Below are 14,401 nucleotides of genomic sequence, written 5' to 3'. Positions count from 1 at the left end.
AGAGGACCCCCCAGTGGCCACGAACTTCGATGCGCTCTTCGCGGCCCTGGGGGGCCAGGAGTCGGGCGGGAACTACGGCGCGACCAACGGCCGAACCGGCGCGTCCGGCAAGTACCAGATCATGCCGGGTAACGTCGCGGCGTGGGGCAAGCAGTACCTCGGGCAGAACATCACGCTCTCGCAGTACAAGAGTGACCCTGCCCTGCAGGAGAAGCTGGCTCGTGCGGTCTTCCAGAGCTACTACACCAAGTACGGGGACCGGGGCGCGCTGAGCGCCTGGTACTCCGGGCAGCCCGGGAAGGCGAACAACTACACCAAGTTCCGCGCGAACGAGCCCTCGGTGGGGGAGTACGTGGACTCGGTGCTCAAGCGCGCCGGGTCCGCTGGCGGTGGCGGGATGACCAGCCCCCTCATCGGCTCGGTGCCCAACGAGGTCGTGGACAACACGGCCAAGGAGTCGGCCATCGAGTCCCTCGTGCCCACGAGCGGGGACCCCTACGGGATGATGGCCGCTTCGATCGGGGCGGGGAACACCGCCCCTGGGATCGAGGCCGGGTCCCGCTCTCCGGGGTTCGACGCGGTGGCTGCCTCTGCGCAGGGGAGCGCAGCCCAGAAGGCTGCGGCTCAGGCCATCCCGTCCGTCATGGACGAGGGGACCTACAACCAGCTCGCGGGGATCGGCACCGGGGACACCACCGGGAAGCGGGCTGCGATCATCGCCCTGGGGAAGCAGTACCTGGGGACGATGTACAAGTGGGGCGGGGCCGCTCCTGGCGGCTTCGACTGCTCGGGCCTGCTCTACTACATCTTCAAGGAGAACGGGATCACCCTCCCGCGCGTGAGCTTCCAGCAGGCCACCTCGGGGAAGCGGACGGCTCTGTCCGACCTCAAGGCGGGTGACCTCGTGGCGTGGGACAACTCCCCGCGCAACCCGGGGGCTGACCACATCGCCCTCTACCTCGGCAACGGGCAGATCCTCGAAGCCCCCAAGGCCGGGGTGCCCGTCCGGATCCGCAGCCTCGGCAAGAGCGACGCCGCCGCGTGGGGCGTCCAGATGAACTACTAGGAGATCCGTGCCCGAGACCACGACACCCGTCCTCAACCAGGACGAGCTGGCCCGCCAGTACGGCTGGGCGCAGGCGGTCCTGCAGTCCGACCCCGAGCTGCAGAACCTCTTCTCCCAGGCGGTCGGTGAGACCTGGGACCCCGCCAAGTTCTCGGCCAAGGTGCGCGAGACCAACTGGTACAAGACGCACAGCGAGAGCTGGCGTCAGAACGAGGTGCTCAAGCTCACCGACCCCACGACGTACGCCAGCAAGCAGGAGCAGGCCAAGACCAGCTTCTACGCGATGGCTGCGCAGATGGGTGCGGACATCTCCGGGGGACAGGCTGACGGCCTGGCCCAGCAGGCCTTCCAACTCGGGTGGTCCGAGCAGCAGGTCCGCAACGCCCTCACCCAGTTCATCACCATGTCCAGCCCCAACTTCGGTGGGGTGGCCGGTGCTGCTGCAGAGCAGCTCCGTGAGTACGCCGGTCAGATGGGCGTCCGCATGGACGATGGCTCGATCCAGAACTGGGCGCGCATGGAGGCCCAGGCCGGTGGCACTGGGGGCGGCATCCAGATGGGCAAGCAGTTCATCCTGCAGAACGCCGTCTCGGCGTTCCCGCCCCTGGCTCAGCGACTGCAGGCCGGGGAGACGGTGGACCAGATCATCTCGCCCTACAAGCAGAGCATGGGCAACATCCTCGAACTGAGCCCGGACTCCCTGGACGCCTTCGATCCCACGATCCGGGGTGCGATCCTCAACAAGAACAAGGACGGGTCCCCTGGGACCCAGAGCCTGTGGGAGTTCGAGCAGGGCCTGCGCAAGGACGCGCGCTGGACCAAGACGCAGAACGCGCAGAACTCGGTGATGAGCACCGCCCGCAAGGTGCTCACGGACTTCGGATTGGCGGCTGGCTGAGTTGGCAGCGACAGCAGATGACCCCTTCGGTGGACTGGTCGGGGAGGACCGCGATGCCTTCGCAGCACTCAACGGGATGCTCAAGGCCTACGGCTTGGAGTCCCTGGCTCCCGTCGTGCTCAAGTACATCCAGGACGGCTACAGCGAGGACACCATCTCGCTCCTGCTCCCGGAGACGCCTGAGTACAAGCAGCGTTTCAGCGCCAACCAGACTCGCCAGAAGGCTGGCCTCTCCGTTCTGACCCCTGCGGAGTACCTCTCCTTGGAGTCCAGCTACCGCCAGCTCATGAGCGCGGCCGGTCTGCCGGTCGGGTTCTACGACAGTCCCAGCGACTTCACCTCCTGGATCGCCGGGGACGTGAGCCCCACCGAGGTGGCCCAGCGGGTCAAGACGGCGACCGACCTGGTGAACTCGGCCGACCAGGCGACCAAGGACTACTTCCAGCGGTACTACAGCCACGGCGACATGGTGGCCTATGCCCTGGACCAGTCCAAGGCTGCGCCCCTGATCGCCCAGCAGGCTGCGGCTGCAGCCGTCGGTGGGGCGGCGACCAAGCAGGGGATCAACGTCGGGATCGGCACGATCGAAGACCTGGCCAAGCAGGGGATCACGGCGAACCAGGCCCAGACCGGGTTCGGCTTCATCGCCTCCGAGCAGCCCAACGCCAACAAGCTGGCCAGCATCTACGGCCAGCCGAGTCTGTCCACGGAGGATCTCATCTCCGAGACCTTCGGGTCCGATAGTGCGGTGGGTGAGAAGAGGAAGAACCTGGCCTCGCAGGAGCGTGCGACCTTCAACGGTAGCTCCGCAGCAGGGAAGACCTCGCTCAACCGCGAGACCGCTGGCCAGATCTGAGTGAGCCCTCACCGCCTCTCCGTGCCTTCGAGCCGTGATGCGGCGGGACCCGGGTCCTGACCAGCAGGGGTGAATGGACGGCGCGGTAAGCCGCGTCACCGGGGTTCGATTCCCCGGCACCCCGCCCGAACGAGGATCGACCGGCCCCTCGTCGCGTTTCTAGCCCGGTAGCAGGAGCCACCCCACTTCCCCTGGTGACCGGTGCGGCCTGCGTTCCACGAGACCAGGGAGACAGCTCGCATGAGCGACTTCGACGACGACGACAACACCGCTGACGACACCCCGCTGGTGAGGCAGCTCCGCAAGCAGATCGCTGGGTTCGAGAAGACCCAGAAGGAACTGCAGGAGCAGCTCGGGTCCTTCCAGAAGGACGCCCGGGACCGCAGCGTCAAGTCGGTCCTCGAAGCCCGGGGCGTGAGCCCCAAGGTGGCCGCGTTCATCCCGGCCGACAAGTCCTCGGCAGAGGACATCACCGCCTGGCTCGAAGAGTTCGGTGACGTGTTCGGGGCGACGGCCTCGCAGAACACGGCCACGGACGACGACGGACCCGATGGTGACGAGCCGGTCCTCGACAACGACCTCGCTGCAGTTCTCGCCAAGATCCAGGGTGCCGACTCTGGGGCGGGCGCAGTGAACGTTGACTCCGAGACGCAGGCCGCTGCAGGGCTCGCTTCCCTCGCAGCGAACTCCAAGACTGCTGAGCAGTTCTTCGCTGGTCTCGCCGGTCTCCGGCGCTGACCTGCTGAGGGACTCTCCCTCGTAGAACGGAACTGTGGTGGCCAACGCCTTCACCTCCATTGCAACGAAGCCGGGCATGTCCGATGTCCTCGTCCAGCAGGCGTACGACCTGGCTGTGGCGTGGGTCCTCCGGGAGATGCCCCAGTACCGCTCCTTCGTGACCAAGCGTCCGGAGAAGCCCAACATGACCGGGGCGAGCATCGTCCTGTCGCTGTTCGACTACTTCGGGGACGCGGCCATCGCGGCCGGGAAGGTCCCGCTGAACGAAGAGCAGGACATCGACAGCACCAAGATGCCCCCGCTCAAGACCGTGACGCTGACTCCGAACGAGTACGGCTTCGCGGTTACCCGCACCAAGCAGCTCAAGCTCAAGAGCTTCGCGGACGTGGACCCCGCCATCGCTCGCGCTGTCGCGCAGCACATGGGCGAGGTCATGGACGAGCTGGTCCAGGACACCCTGGTCACCGGCACGCAGGTTCTGCGTCCCTCCGCTCGCGCCACGACCGGTGCCGTCACCGGCACGGACAAGCTGCAGGCGACCCTGATCCGTCAGGCCGTCACCAAGCTGCGCGTGAACAAGGCCGTCCCCACCTCGGGCGACCTGTTCCTGGCGGGCGTGCACCCGCACGTCATCCACGACCTGCGCGAGGAGACCGGTTCCGGTTCCTGGCGTCTGCCGACCGAGTACGGCTCCCTGGATGGTTCGCTCATCAAGAGCGGCGAGATCGGTGAGTTCGAGGGCGTCCGGTTCGTCGCCAACACCCGCACCCGCAAGGCTGCGGACGGCGCGTCCGGTGCGACGGTCTACCGGTCCTTCCTGTTCGGTCAGGAGGCCGTGGCCGAGGTCAACCTCGAAGAGCCGCACACGGTTCTGGGTCCGGTCGTTGACAAGCTCAACCGTTTCCGTACGGTCGGTTGGACGACCGGTGGCATCGGTTGGGGCGTCTACCGTCAGGAGGCGCTCCTGCGTCTGGAGACCAGCTCCTCGGTCGCCAACCTCTGAGTTCTGATCCTAGCAGAAAGGCCCCTCATCGTTCGCTCGGTGGGGGGCCTTTCTCGTAGGTAGGGAGAGTTTCTCATGGGCAAGCGCCCCACCATCCTTCGGCGCGCGTACACGCTCGCCAAGCAGCCGAGTGTCGTGGCGCAGGACGCCGCCTCGCTGCCCATCTACGACAGCGCACCGCGCAACTCCTGAGAGGTAGTCGATGGCGAACAACCTGACCACGGTCGCCCTGAACCTGCTCCTGGACCTGGCGTCCGGGAAGACCAGCGCCGCTCCGTTCACCACGCCGACCAAGGTCGCGCTCGTGACGGCTGCGGGTTCCGCGTCGGCCAACGGCACGGAGGTCACGGGTGGCTCGTACGCGCGCCAGAACGTGACGATGAACTCCGCAGCCTCCGGGGCTGCGACGAACTCCGCTGCGGTCTCCTTCACCAACATGCCCGCCGCCACCGTGGTGGGCGTCGAGATCTGGGACAGCGCCGCCACTCCCAAGCGGATCTGGTTCGGGCCGCTGAGCGCGAGCAAGACGACGGCTGCTGGTGACACCTTCACCATCGCTGCTGGGTCCCTGTCGCTCAGCCTGAGCTGATCGGGGGGTAGTCGTGGCCAAGGTCTCCACCTTCACCGACGACTTCTCCTCTGCCCGGACGGACCTCTGGGACACGATCTCCACCAAGTCCCCGAACATCACGATCGTCAGTGGCCAGCTCAAGGTCCTGACGACGCAGACGGGGATGCAGGGCGTCACCACCTGGGACCTCACCGAGTCCCAGTGGGCGATGCAGGTTGCGGCCCGCCCCGCCGACAGCGGGTGGGTGGCCACGTCCCTGGACTGGTCTGGCGGCTACACCGCCGAGTGGCGCATCTCGGGGACCAACACCTGGTCCTACGACGGCACCACGCTGACCGACCACGGGACCTCGATCGCCACCCCCTGGGTCCGCATCCGCGAGACCGGGGGCCAGCTCTTCTGGGAGTGGTCGAGCGACGGGATCTCCTGGACCACCGTCCGACAGGTGGCCACCACCACGGGGGCCACCACGGTTCGGCCGTCGGTGTACACGTCGAGCAACCGAGGGACGAACTCCTTCGTCCTGCTCGACAACGTGAACATCCTGCCCAACCCGATCACGTTGAGCGCCGCCTCGAACATGACCGCTGCGGCGGTCGTGAGCAAGCTGGGCGTGGTTTCCCAGTCGGCAGCGAGCAACCTGACGGCGACTGGGCAGATGACGGCGACTGGGGTCTCGTCCCTGAGTGCGGCCTCGGCCTTCACGGCCGATGGCTCGATCACTCAGCGGGACTGGGTGAATGTCGGGTTCGACTCCGCGAGCGACCTCAACCTCTTCACGCAGTCCGGCTTCTCGGTGGCCAACTCTGCGGCCAGCGCCAACGTGGCCGCGAACGGCGACCTGGACTCCCTGTTCTCGACGGCCTCGGCCGACATGACCAACGGGACGTTCGTCACCGAGGTCAACCTCACCGAGAACGGCAACGGGGTCTACGGGCTCATCGGGCTGAGGTCCGGCACCAACGAGGTCGGGTTCTTCTTCGACGGGTACGGCCTGCTGGCCAAGACGCGCAGCGGTGGCTCCGACGTGGACTCGAACTACATCGGCCAGTACCTCGTGGCCAACCACGCCTGGCTCCGGATCGTCGTGACCGGGGGTGTCCCCGTCGCCTCCTACTCCGGTGACGGGTCCACCTGGACACAGGCTCCCGGGACGCTGCAGGGGCTGAGCACGGGGTCCTGGACGAGCGCCACGACCGAGCACACGCTCGGGGCCTACGCCTCCACCAACTTCAACATGGTGGTCAAGAGCGCCCGCATGTATGGGCCGCTGCCTCCGCAGACCGTCAACGGTGGCTCGCTGGGCTTCTCCGGGGCCAGCGGGCTCGCGGTGGCCGCTCTGGTCGAGGCGATGGCCTCGACCTCTCTGAGCGCCTCTGGCGGCCTCACGGTGGCCGGGGGAGTGCTGCAGTCCATCGACTCCGGGCTGATCCCGCTCAGCGCCAGCAGTGGCCTGCAGGCCGGTGGCCAGCTTGAGCAGTTCGGTGCAGCGGTCCTGTCGGCCGAGGGCATCCTCGTGGCTGCAGCCAAGGACCCCGTTGTGGTGCTGGGTGACGCCCAGCTCGACGGCTCTGGGGACCTGGACGCAGACGCCTGGCTTGAGGTGCTCGGTGAGGCGGAGCTGGATCTCCGACTCTACTCAGGCATCGAGGTCTACGCGCAGGTCTACCCGATCCGCTGGCGGCTGACCACGCCGTCGCGGCGCGTGCCCCACAAGGGCAAGGGCCGGTTCTCGCCCCACGTCCAGGGCCTGAGCCTGGTCAAGGACCAGGGGTTCTGGAAGACGGTCGAGATGATCGAGGACTTCGCGGCCTACCAGACCGTGTACCTCGGGGGCTACAAGCACTGGATCACCAAGGCCGAGTACGACGAACTCGTAACGGCCGGGTACGGCGCGTACGTCGAGGTCGTCCTTCCGCAGGTTCCGGCTGACCCCACCACCACCGGCTTCGGCTCGGGCTCCTTCGGGTCCGGCCCCTTCGGTGTGGGCACGGGCAGCCAGGCCTACGGCGCTGGCTCCTACTCCGCGAACTCCTACCAGGAGGGCACATGACCACCTGGCCTGCCAAGGCCACGGTCGGGGGAGACGTGGGGGTGTGGGGCGACAAGATCAACGCGATCTTCGACGCCCTGTTCGCCTCCCAGGACGGGGACCAGGCCCTCTTCGTGGCCATCGCCAAGGAGCTGACGGACGCGCGAGGCAACTACGCCTCGCTCGCCCTGCGGCTGGCGGCTGCGGGGCTGGGCGTGGGAACCGTCACCACTCCGACCGGCACCAAGAACACCTACCTCGGCGCGGGGAACACCTACGCCGCAGCGTTCAACCGCTACTGAGAGAGGGATCGTGGCAGACACCACCCTGCAGCTCCCCCCGACCCGCACCGAGGGCGGTTCCGGGAAGATCAACGAGGACGTGAACCTCCTCACCAAGGCCATCGCACAGAGCGCCGACCTGAGCACCGCGAACTTCGCGGACATCAAGGCGGTCCTGGCCACGCTGGTGAGCAAGGTCAACGCGAACTCCAACGACATCACCGTCCTCAAGGGCGGCACGGTCACGACCCCCACCGGGGGTTCGGACCTGACGATCACGGACATCCAGATGTCCCCGACCAACCCGGTCGAGGGCCAGACGGTGACGTTCGCGGCCGTGGTCAAGAACGTGGGGACGGCTGCGACCGACCCCCTCGTGCCGGTCATCGTGACGTTCGTGGTGGACAACGTGCCCACGCTCGTCTCGCGCTCGACGGCCTACTCGGTGGCCATCGCCCCGGGTGCCTCCGTCACGCTGGCGGCTGCTGGTGGTGCCAACCAGGGCAACGCCTACACCGCCGTCAAGGGCGACCACACGGTGACCGCCTCGGTGAACGACAACAACAACGGCGGGTACGCGCTGGGTGCGGCCCAGAACGACTCGCTCACCGAGTCCTTCTCGGTCGGCGGCATCACCACGGGTGGCCCGTCCACCGGGGACACCCCGACCGCCTACGACTCCAACGGTCTGGCGTTCGGCCCCATCACCATCGGGGCGTCCAACGTCGCCAGTGGTGTCGCGGCCAACATGACCGTGACGGTCTTCGCTGACCCCCAGCGTCAGGCGTCGATCAACCTGGACTACGGGTTCTCCGTGCGTCAGGTCAACGACGCGGGAACGGTCATCTCCCCGGACACCGGGGACCTGGACGTGGCCACGAGCTTCGGTGAGGCGGCGTCCACCTGGACGAACTCGCGCCGGACGATCACGGGCTCGCGGGTCTACCCCGCAGGCCGGTACTCGGTCACCCCGTTCTACAAGCTGAGCGGCACCTCGAACTACATCAAGCTCAACGGCCTGACCAAGTACTTCCAGGTGGCTGTGGACACCAGCACCCCGACGCCCACCCCGGGCTCGAACACCTCGGGCACCTGGCTCTCGGGCTCCTCGGGCGAGATGACCGCCAGCGGGAAGTTCGGCAACTGGCGTGGGCGCAAGGACGACATCGCCGCGACCTGGCAGGGCGCGTGGGGTGGGGCTACGGCCGATGTCCTCAAGGCCGGGAACGAGTACGGCAACTGGCAGGGCAACCTGCTGATCGCCATCCCGCCCTTCTCGGACGGGAGCAGCTACTCGGCTGCGGCCACGGGCGCGCAGGACCAGCAGTGGACCGACGCGCTCAACGCGCTCAAGAGCCAGTGGACGCGCATCCCGCGCGGCAAGCTCTTCATCGTGTGGAGCTGGGAGTGGAACGGCGACTGGTTCAACTGGTCCGTCCGGAACACGGCTGACCAGAACAACTTCCGCACGGCGCTCAAGCGGTTCGCCAACCTCAAGAAGAGCATCTTCCCCGACGCCAAGCTGGGGACGATCCTCAACAAGGACTCCAAGTACGGGCTGGACTGGCGCAAGGCCATCCCCGGCTACGGCGACGGGTCCGGCACCGCGAGCCAGTGGCTCGACTTCGGTGGTGTGGACTGGTACAACAACTACGACGTCATCACCAACTCGTCGCAGGTGACCAGCCAGTTCAACGCGCTGGGTCCGGCCGGTGAGCCCTACGGGCTTGAGACGCACCGCAAGTTCTGGGAGAGCCAGGGCGTCCCGATCATCCTGCAGGAGTGGGGCAACAACGCCGCGTTCGGGGACAACCCCCCGTACATCCAGGCGATGTTCGACTTCTTCAAGAAGAACGGCGGCACGGGTGCCGGGAACGTGATCGCTGAGATCTACTTCAACACCCTGGTGGCCGAGCAGGAGTACAAGTTCTTCCTGTACAACGACGGCCGAGCCACCCGCAACCCCAACTGCGCCAGCCTGTACAAGCAGCTCTGGCCCACGGCTGGGCCGCTCACGCTGTGAGCAACGCCCGGGTGTTCGCCTCCGAACCGGAGCGCATGACCACTCGGGCTCAGCTCTACCTCATCGCCACAGGGGCGGCCAACCTCACGTTGGCCGTCTTCCTGTTCTTCCGGCCGGGAGACTTCACCAGCACGAGCTACGACTCGATCAAGCTGGTTGCGAGTCTCCCGGTCTGGGGAGTGGGTCTGGCGCTGGTGGGTCTCGTCTGCCTGGCAGGCGCGATCCTCAAGAGGGAGGGCTTGGCCCGACTCGGAGCAGCTCTGGCTGCTCTGGCTGCAGGTTCCTGGGCGTTCGGCTTCGTCGCCGCTGCCTTCATCGGTTCCCTCATGGGACCGAGTGGTCCCGTGTCCTGGACCCTGCTGACGATCTTCCATCTGCTGCAGTGCAGGTCGCCTCTGCGACTGCCGCTCGAACCCATCTTGCGCAGGCTCGCAGCGAACCGGAGGTAGCAGTGTCTCCGGGGGAGATCAGTTCGTTCGTCGTCGGCTTCGGCTCCGTGCTCGTCGGCCTGCTCACCGTCTACTTCAACCGCAAGGGACAGGTGGAGCAGCGCCGCGATGCGTTGGCAGCAGCGGAGCTGGAACGACAGGAGCGCGAGAACGAGCGGCTCAAGGCCGACAACGCAGAGCTGCGCGACCTGCGCGCTCTCATCGAGAAGTACGCACCCAAGGGGGAGTAGTGGCCTGGTACCCGGGCGCGGTGGTCAAGCCGATCACCAAGCACAAGACGCCGTTGACGGCATCGCAGGTGATCCTGCACACCGCCGTGTCCGGGGCCAAGAGCCTCTTCGGGTTCTTCTCGGGGGACCCGCTCTGCAGCCACTTCTACGTGGCTGAGGACGGCACGGTCGAGCAGTACATCGACACCAAGTTCCAGGCTCCCGCCAACCGCTTCGCCAACGTCCGCGCGATCTCGATCGAGACGTGGGACGGCCTGCGGCCGGACATCAACGCTTGGAACCCCAAGCAGCAGGAGGCCCTCGTGGCCCTGCTGCGCTGGCTCGGGGCACAGCACCGGATCCCGTTGCGGCTGTGCACGACGCCGAACTCTCCGGGCGTGGGCTGGCACTCCATGTGGGGTGCCCCCTCGCTCTGGACGCCGAGCCGGGCGAAGACCTGCCCCGGCCCCATGCGGATCCCGCAGATCCCCGACCTCCTGGTTCGGGCGAACATCACCCCGACTCTCAAGTCCTCGGAGGACGACATGACCCCGGAGCAGAGCGCCCAGCTCAACGCCACCTACGACATGTGCAAGGTCATCCTGCGCCAGCTCGGTGGCGACTACGACCAGGGCAAGTGGCCCGGCTGGAAGCAGCTCGGGAACCGCACCCTCGTGGATGGCGTCGCCGCCGTCATGGACAAGCTGGGGGTCCCCAAGTGAGCAACGAGGCCAAGGCCCGCGAGCTGGGCATCTCCTACGGAGAGTTCCTGCGGGGCCACGGGATCCGCGTGGCCTACACGAACTCCACCAAGGGCTGGGACTACACCAAGCAGAAGCGGTGGGACCGGACCAACGAGAACTACCGCAACGCCGTGAAGGCCGGACTCGAACCGGCCAACGTGACGGACGCCGCGATCAACCGGGCGTACGAGGAAGCGAGCTGACATGGCTGCGATCGGCGCTGCCTTCACCCTGGGGGACATGGTGGAGGAGGTCGTCTCCAACCTCTACGGGTTCTCCAACGCCTACGACCAGATGGTGGGCCTGACGGCCGACGTGACAGCGGCGGCACTGACGCTCCCGCTGGACTCGGTGGACGGCATCGGCCGTGGGCTGGTCGAGATCGACAACGAGCTGATCTGGATCGCCGCGATCAACCGCGACACCAAGATGGCCACGATCCCTGCGTGGGGCCGTGGCTTCCGGGGGACCGCCAAGGTCGCCCACCGTGCTGGTGCGATCGTGACGATCTCCCCGACGTGGCCCAAGTCCACGGTGATCCGCGAGGTGAACAACGTCATCAACGGGCTGTACCCCAGCCTGTTCGCGGTGGACGCCCTGGACTACACCCTCGCCAGCTTCGATGACCGGATCCTGCCTCTGCCCCTTGAGGCAGAGCGGATCCTGGGCGTGCGGACCAAGGACCACACGGGGGCCTGGATCCCCGTCCGCGACTACGACCTGCTCCGCGAGGCGGACGGCACCAAGCTCGAACTGCTCTCGTGCGTGGTGCCCAAGGCCGTGTTCCGGGTGCTCTACTCCAAGAGCCCGAGCAGGCTCGTGAGCCTGGACGACACGTTCGCCAAGACCGGCCTGCCCGAGTCCTGCCGCGACGTGGTGACGCTGGGAACTCAGGCCCGCCTGGTGCCCTACCTTGACGTGGCCCGTCTGCCGGTGGCCTCGGTGGAGGCCGACGAGATGCAGCAGTCCCGCCCCGTGGGTGCGGCCCTGACCCTCTCCAAGGAACTCAAGGCGACCTACCAGTCCCGCCTCGTGATCGAGGCCAACAAGCTGCAGGACCGGTACCCGGTCCAGATCCGGAGGACTCGCTGACATGGTGACCATCGTCCGTGGCACCCGCGACACCGCCTCGACGCCCACCGTCGTGGGGACCACCAACCCCAGCACGAACCCGTACGTGCCCCCGACGAGCACGACGACGCCGACGACCTCGACGGGTCCGATCATCCAGCCGAACCCCCGGCCCACGAACGACGTGATCGTGGACAGTGGCGGCAACATCGTCATCAACCCCAACCCCACCCCGCCTCCCACGGACATCGGCCTGGTGGACCTGCCCATCGTCCTGCCGGACGCGGTGCTCGCGCTCGAACTCAACCTGGGCAGCTCGGTGGCTGGCGGCATCACGCCGCCTGGCCAGCGGTGCTACGGGGGACCGAACAACCGCATCCGGATGCTGGGTGGCTCCCGCCTCAACTCCGACCCGAACTCGATCTGGTTCCGCTTCAAGGGGACCTACGACACGAGCGGCCGGATCGACTGGGTGCTGATCCCGCCCACGGGTGTCGAGTCCTCGATCGTCGTGGTTGAGTCCACCGGCCAGGAGATCTACTTCCCGGTCACGGCTGCGGGTCTGTACAAGCTCGTCGCCACCATCCGGGACAACAACGGCAAGACGCTCAGCTCCTACACCCAGTTCGCGGTGGGCACCGACCCCACGAACTTCCCCGAGTTCGACAGCAAGTGGACCGGCTCCACCGAGGTGGTCGTCACCCCGGACCCGGGCACCGGCACGGGCGGGAACACGGGTGGTGGCACTGGTGGTGGTGGCACCGGCACGACGCCGGACACTGGCACGACCCCCGTCATCGTGCAGCCGACGACCCCCGTCGCGCTGGGCACGCCGAGGAACTACTCCTCGGTGGCTCAGGGTGTGAAGCTCGCCGCGTCCTGCAACGCGGTGGCCACGCAGATCACGGTGGACTCGGTGAGCGGCCTGCCCACGGCAGCGCCGTACACGCTGCTGCTGGACTACGGGACGCCGCAGGAAGAGATCGTCACGGTCACGGCCTTCTCGGGTACGGCCCTGACGATCAAGCGCGCTGAGGACGGCACGGGGGCCACGGCCCACTCCGCAGGGGCGGAGGTCCGCCACGGGCTGACGGCCCGGGACCTGCGCGAGCCCCAGCTCCACATCAACGCTGGTGCTGGCGTGCACGGGGTTGCGGGCAACGTCGTGGGGACGACGGATGCCCAGACGCTGACCGGCAAGACGATCGACGGCCAGCTCAACATCCTCAAGAACATCCCGGCCTCGGCCCTGTCGGGCACGATCGCCTCGACGGACTCCACGCAGGAGTTCACGAACAAGGTCATCGACGGCAGCAAGAACACGCTCAAGAACATCCCGGCGACCGCCCTCGTCGGGACGAGCGGGTTCGTCACCCCCACCGGGGTGGCCACGCTGAGCAACAAGCAGATCTCCGGGGCGCTCAACACGTTCTCCCAGATCCCGTGGTCTGCGATCGTCGGTGCCCCGACGAGCACTGGCGGGTCGAGCTACCCGCAGCCGATGCACTGGTACCTCAACGGGTACGCCTGGAACATCTGGTCCAACCGGGTGTTCGACAACAACCCGCGCAACCTGTTCTCGGCTGCACTGGGCAACGTGCCCCAGGGCATCGTGACCATCACGTCGTCGGCCACGTTCGACCTGAACCTGGACTGCCGCGTGGACTTCTACATCCAGGCTGGCGCGAGCATCGACGCGGCCACGCGCCGCACCGTCTACTGGGACGGCTCGGGCTTCGGCCAGGCGCGCAGCAACACCTCCGGTGCCAGCGCCACGTTCTACTGGCCCGGGGGCAACCTGTTCATCCGTGGCCAGGCCCGCCGCGCAGCGGGTGCTGGCGGCTGGACGAACCAGTCGGCGGACTCCTTCTGCGAGGTCGCCTGGATGAGCACCTCCAACGGCGACAACGCCCTGACCAACCTCGGCTGAGAGGAGTGACCCGTGGCGCTCGAAGGATCGCTCGCACCTGACATCTCCGAACGGATCCCCGTAGCGTTCGCGGGGAACCCCAACTCCGGGGTCCCCACCCCGCCCAAGGTGGTCCTCAAGGACACGCCCTGGGACATCGGCATCGGGGACCAGGCGTTCCTGCTGGCTGCGACCAAGGACAACCCGTACCGACGTGAGTCGGCGGACATCTCCAAGCAGCAGCTCGACACCAGCAAGGAGCCGGGGGAGCAGACCCTCAACCAGTGGTGGCTCAGGTCGCAGACCTCCTGGCACCGTGGGCAGGGCATCAACTTCTACGAGCCCGGGACGGACGACGGCAGCACGAGCTACCGGTACGCCGAGGGCATCGGCGTGGACGTGTGGACCGAGGGGGAGTTCAAGCTCCTGCACCGCATGGACGGCGTGACGGGGCAGGCCGGTGGGAACACCACTGCCTCCTCGACCACTGCTGCCTCGGCCACCGTCGTGCTCGCCGGGGAGAACGTGGCCGTGCTCCTGCACGGCAACCTC

Annotated in this window: 16 protein-coding genes; all 16 read left to right on the top strand. The window is 67.3% G+C overall.

Features of this window, described 5'->3' with window-relative positions; genetic code table 11:
• Nucleotides 1-13 precede the first annotated feature (13 nt).
• A complete protein-coding gene (locus AB0637_RS19565; RefSeq protein ID WP_366174360.1) occupies nucleotides 14-1,066 on the top strand; it encodes a C40 family peptidase in 1,053 nt (350 codons plus the stop codon).
• Nucleotides 1,067-1,073: 7 nt separating this feature from the next.
• A complete protein-coding gene (locus AB0637_RS19560; RefSeq protein ID WP_366174359.1) occupies nucleotides 1,074-1,964 on the top strand; it encodes a hypothetical protein in 891 nt (296 codons plus the stop codon).
• 115 nt (nucleotides 1,965-2,079) lie between these two features.
• Entirely contained in the window at nucleotides 2,080-2,820 is a 741-nt protein-coding gene (locus tag AB0637_RS19555) for a hypothetical protein (protein ID WP_366174358.1), read from the top strand.
• 240 nt (nucleotides 2,821-3,060) lie between these two features.
• Nucleotides 3,061-3,558, top strand: a complete 498-nt coding sequence (locus tag AB0637_RS19550) for a hypothetical protein (protein WP_366174357.1) — start codon at nucleotides 3,061-3,063, stop codon at nucleotides 3,556-3,558.
• 37 nt (nucleotides 3,559-3,595) lie between these two features.
• On the top strand, nucleotides 3,596-4,561 hold the full coding sequence (locus tag AB0637_RS19545; RefSeq protein WP_366174356.1) for a N4-gp56 family major capsid protein: 966 nt from the start codon (nucleotides 3,596-3,598) through the stop codon (nucleotides 4,559-4,561).
• A gap of 202 nt (nucleotides 4,562-4,763) precedes the next feature.
• Entirely contained in the window at nucleotides 4,764-5,150 is a 387-nt protein-coding gene (locus tag AB0637_RS19540) for a hypothetical protein (protein ID WP_366174355.1), read from the top strand.
• 13 nt (nucleotides 5,151-5,163) lie between these two features.
• Nucleotides 5,164-7,185 carry a hypothetical protein gene (locus tag AB0637_RS19535; RefSeq protein ID WP_366174354.1) on the top strand — a complete coding sequence of 674 codons (2,022 nt, stop codon included), beginning with the start codon at nucleotides 5,164-5,166 and terminating at the stop codon, nucleotides 7,183-7,185.
• On the top strand, nucleotides 7,182-7,466 hold the full coding sequence (locus tag AB0637_RS19530) for a hypothetical protein (protein ID WP_366174353.1): 285 nt from the start codon (nucleotides 7,182-7,184) through the stop codon (nucleotides 7,464-7,466). The genes AB0637_RS19535 and AB0637_RS19530 overlap by 4 nt, the downstream gene beginning before the upstream one ends.
• Nucleotides 7,467-7,476: 10 nt before the next feature.
• On the top strand, nucleotides 7,477-9,468 hold the full coding sequence (locus tag AB0637_RS19525) for a hypothetical protein (protein ID WP_366174352.1): 1,992 nt from the start codon (nucleotides 7,477-7,479) through the stop codon (nucleotides 9,466-9,468).
• Nucleotides 9,465-9,917, top strand: coding sequence for a hypothetical protein (locus tag AB0637_RS19520; RefSeq protein ID WP_366174351.1), 453 nt, complete (start codon nucleotides 9,465-9,467; stop codon nucleotides 9,915-9,917). Before AB0637_RS19525 ends, AB0637_RS19520 begins: the two co-directional genes overlap by 4 nt.
• A 2-nt stretch (nucleotides 9,918-9,919) precedes the next feature.
• Nucleotides 9,920-10,147: a hypothetical protein gene (locus AB0637_RS19515; RefSeq protein ID WP_366174350.1), complete on the top strand. Its 228-nt coding sequence runs from the start codon at nucleotides 9,920-9,922 to the stop codon at nucleotides 10,145-10,147.
• Nucleotides 10,147-10,848, top strand: coding sequence for a peptidoglycan recognition family protein (locus AB0637_RS19510; RefSeq protein WP_366174349.1), 702 nt, complete (start codon nucleotides 10,147-10,149; stop codon nucleotides 10,846-10,848). Before AB0637_RS19515 ends, AB0637_RS19510 begins: the two co-directional genes overlap by 1 nt.
• A complete protein-coding gene (locus AB0637_RS19505; RefSeq protein WP_366174348.1) occupies nucleotides 10,845-11,072 on the top strand; it encodes a hypothetical protein in 228 nt (75 codons plus the stop codon). Before AB0637_RS19510 ends, AB0637_RS19505 begins: the two co-directional genes overlap by 4 nt.
• Before the next feature lies 1 nt (nucleotide 11,073).
• Nucleotides 11,074-11,961 (top strand): hypothetical protein, encoded by an 888-nt coding sequence (locus AB0637_RS19500; RefSeq protein WP_366174347.1) that lies wholly within the window; start codon nucleotides 11,074-11,076, stop codon nucleotides 11,959-11,961.
• Between the two features lies 1 nt (nucleotide 11,962).
• On the top strand, nucleotides 11,963-13,870 hold the full coding sequence (locus AB0637_RS19495; protein ID WP_366174346.1) for a hypothetical protein: 1,908 nt from the start codon (nucleotides 11,963-11,965) through the stop codon (nucleotides 13,868-13,870).
• 12 nt (nucleotides 13,871-13,882) lie between these two features.
• A partial coding sequence (locus AB0637_RS19490) for a hypothetical protein (protein WP_366174345.1) occupies nucleotides 13,883-14,401 on the top strand: 519 nt, incomplete at its 3' end.

It is taken from the genome of Kineococcus sp. NPDC059986 (assembly GCF_040702905.1).
In the GTDB taxonomy this organism is placed as follows: Bacteria; Actinomycetota; Actinomycetes; order Actinomycetales; family Kineococcaceae; genus Kineococcus.
Note: the sequence above shows the minus strand (reverse complement) of the source record. Positions and strands in the feature narration are given on the sequence as shown.